General features: G+C 69.2%; 2 protein-coding genes. Both read right to left on the bottom strand.

Annotation, left to right across the window (positions count from 1 at the left end; genetic code table 11):
• Positions 1-108 precede the first annotated feature (108 nt).
• On the bottom strand, positions 109-1272 hold the full coding sequence (locus ABZY57_RS32455; protein ID WP_356518095.1) for an XdhC/CoxI family protein: 1164 nt from the start codon (positions 1270-1272) through the stop codon (positions 109-111).
• A gap of 111 nt (positions 1273-1383) precedes the next feature.
• Positions 1384-2847: an NCS2 family permease gene (locus ABZY57_RS32450; protein WP_356518093.1), complete on the bottom strand. Its 1464-nt coding sequence runs from the start codon at positions 2845-2847 to the stop codon at positions 1384-1386.
• Between the last annotated feature and the right edge of the window lie 437 nt (positions 2848-3284).

The raw sequence follows: 3284 nt of genomic DNA, 5'->3' as shown, positions 1-3284 counted from the left end.
GGGCGAAGTCCGCCTGTTCTTCGGTCGGCAGGAAGCGCATCCGCGGCGGCCCTTCGGGAGGCCGAGCAGCCGCTCGGCGATGATGTCGCGCTACAGCCCGTCACCTCTTCAAGCGACGGAACCGATCCTGCTGATCACCGTGTTCGCGACGTCCGGGTGGATCGGGATGTGCGCGCCGGTCAGGGCCGCGCCGGAGCCGCCGCGCCGGTTGGCGACGATCTCGGCGGCGATGGACAGCGCGGTCTCCTCCGGGGAGCGGGCCCCGAGGTCCAGGCCGATCGGGGAGCGCAGCCGGGCCAGTTCGAGCTCGGTCACACCGACCTCGCGGAGCCGCTTGTTGCGGTCCTCGTGGGTGCGGCGGGAGCCCATGGCCCCGACGTAGGCGACGGGAAGTTTGAGGGCCAGTTCGAGGAGCGGGACATCGAACTTGGCGTCGTGCGTGAGGACGCACAGGACCGTCCGGCCGTCGACCGTACCGGCGGAGGACTGCTCCTCCAGGTAGCGGTGCGGCCAGTCGACCACGATCTCGTCCGCTTCGGGGAAACGCTTCTTCGTGGCGAACACGGGCCGTGCGTCGCACAGCGTCACCCGGTAGCCGAGGAACTTGCCGATCCGCACCAGGGCGGAGGCGAAGTCGATGGCCCCGAAGACGATCATCCGGGGCGGCGGGACGCTCGACTCGACCAGCACCTTGAGCGGCTCTCCGCAGAGGCGGCCGTCGGCGCCGATCTCCAGCACGCCGGTCCTGCCGGCGTCGAGCATGGCGCGGGCCTCGTCGGCGATGGCGCGGTCCAGCTCGGGGTGGCCGCCGAACCCGCCCTCGTAGGAGCCTTCGCCCCGGACGAGTACGGCGCGGCCCATGAGCTCGGCCGGCCCCTCGGCGATCCGGGCGACCGCCGCCGCCTCCCCGCGGGCGGCGGCAGCCAGCGAGGCCGCGAACACCTCCCGGGCGGGAGAGTCCGCGTGGACCGGGGTCACCAGGATGTCGATGATTCCGCCGCAGGTCAGGCCGACGGCGAAGGCATCGTCATCGCTGTACCCGAAGCGCTCCTGGACGGTCTCGCCGTCCTCGAGCGCCTGCTGGCACAGCTCGTACACCGCACCCTCCACGCATCCACCGGAGACCGAACCGATGGCCGTGCCGTCACTGTCGACGGCGAGGGCCGCTCCGGGCTGCCTGGGTGCGCTCCCGCCCACCGCCACGACGGTGGCGACGGCGAAATCGCGTCCCTGCTCGACCCACCGGTTCAATTCTTCGGCGATATCCAGCATGGGGGCCTCCTCGGAGGGTTCGGATTCCAGTATCGGATACGTGGAGGGTGCGGGTTCTGCCAAGTGATCACCTCTCGGTGATCGGACAGGGCCTGATCGGCCGTGGCCGGCTCAGCCGACGCCGAGCCAGCTCTCGATCGGGTGGAGCGCGAAGAAGACCAGGAAGATTCCGGTCAGCGCCCACATGAAGCCACCGATCTCACGGGCCTTGCCCTGAGCGACCTTGATGGCCACGAAGGAGATGACACCCGCGGCGACACCGGCGGTGATCGAGTACGTGAAGGGCATGATCACGACGGTCAGGAAGACCGGGATCGAGGTCGAGCTGTCGGCCCAGTCCACGTGGCGGGCGTTCTGCATCATCATCGCGCCGATGACGACGAGGGCCGCGGAGGCGACCTCACCCGGGACGATCTGCGTGATCGGGGTGAAGAAGAGGCAGGCGGCGAAGAAGAGGCCGGTGACGACGGAGGCGAGACCTGTGCGGGCACCCTCACCGACGCCGGTGGCGGACTCGACGAACACGGTCTGGCCGGAGCCGCCCGCGACACCACCGATGGCGCCACCGGCACCGTCGATGAACAGCGCCTTGGACAGGCCCGGCATGCGGCCCTTGTCGTCGGCCAGCTTGGCCTCGGTGCCGACGCCGATGATGGTGGCCATCGCGTCGAAGAAGCCGGCGAGCACCAGGGTGAAGACGATCATGCCGACCGTCATGTAGCCGACGTCGCCCCAGCCGCCGAAGGAGACGTCACCGAAGAGCGAGAAGTCGGGCGCCGAGACGGCGGAGCCGGAGAGCTCCGGCGGACCGTTCTTCCAGGCCTTCGGGTCGATGTCCACGATGGCGTTGAGGATCGCGGCGAGGACGGTGCCGCCGACGATGCCGATCAGGATCGCGCCGGGCACCTTGCGGGCCTGGAGCATGAAGATCGCGATCAGGGTGATGGCGAAGAGCAGCACGGGCCAGCCGGAGAGCTCACCGGTCGCGCCGAGCTGGACGGGGGGCATGAACTCCCCGCCGTTGCCGACGAAGCCCGCCTTCACGAAGCCGATCAGGGCGACGAAGAGGCCGATGCCCATGGTGATGGCGTGCTTGAGCGCGAGGGGAATCGCGTTCATGATCATCTCTCGGAGGCCGGTGACGACCAGGAGACAGATCACGACGCCGTAGACCACGCACATGCCCATGGCCTGCGGCCAGGTCATCTGGGGGGCCACCTGCGAGGCCAGCACGCCGGACACGGAGAGACCTGCGGCGAGCGCGAGCGGGACCTTGCCGACGAAGCCCATGAGGAGCGTCGTGACGGCCGCGGCGAACGCGGTGGCGGTGATGATCGCCGAGGCGGCCATCGTGGTGCCCGCGACGTCCTTGCCCGAAAGGAGCAAGGGGTTCAGCAGGAGGATGTACGCCATGGCCATGAAGGTCGTGATACCGCCACGAACCTCGTTGCCGACGTTGGATCCGCGCTTGCTGATGTGAAAGTACCGGTCGAGCCAGGACTGACCAGCGGGGGTCGGAGAGCCGTCTCCGGCCTCCTCCGCACTGGTCTTGGGCTCCACAGAGGACTGGGTCATGGTGCCTAACTCCCAAGGTTCAAAGGGGCACCCGCATAAAGATTGGAGACACGGGATTTGGGAAAACGCGTTTGGCTGCACGACCCGGGGTGACGGCCCGAGGCGACGCAAAAGGTGCACTGCGTGTACTGCGGGTACTGCGTGGGTTCTGCCGTACTGCTGGTACTGCTGGTGACACCGGGGGTAGGTGGGGTCACCGGGGGTGATATGGGGGTACTTCCGGTGAAAACTTGACCGCGAGCGGTGCGGTACTGATCACTCCGGACTTCGTGCTCCGGGCGGTGCGACTGGAAGTGTGACGTTCCCGTGTCGCACCACCCGGAAATCTGGGGGGGGTGGGGGGGGGGGGGGGGCCCCCCCCCCCCCCCCCCGGGGGGGGGGGGGGGGGGGTGTGGGGGGGGGGGGGGGGGGGGTTGGTGTGCACGACCGGGGCCGCC

The organism is Streptomyces sp. NPDC006450 (genome assembly GCF_040612195.1).
GTDB lineage: Bacteria > Actinomycetota > Actinomycetes > Streptomycetales > Streptomycetaceae > Streptomyces.
Note: the sequence above shows the minus strand (reverse complement) of the source record. Positions and strands in the feature narration are given on the sequence as shown.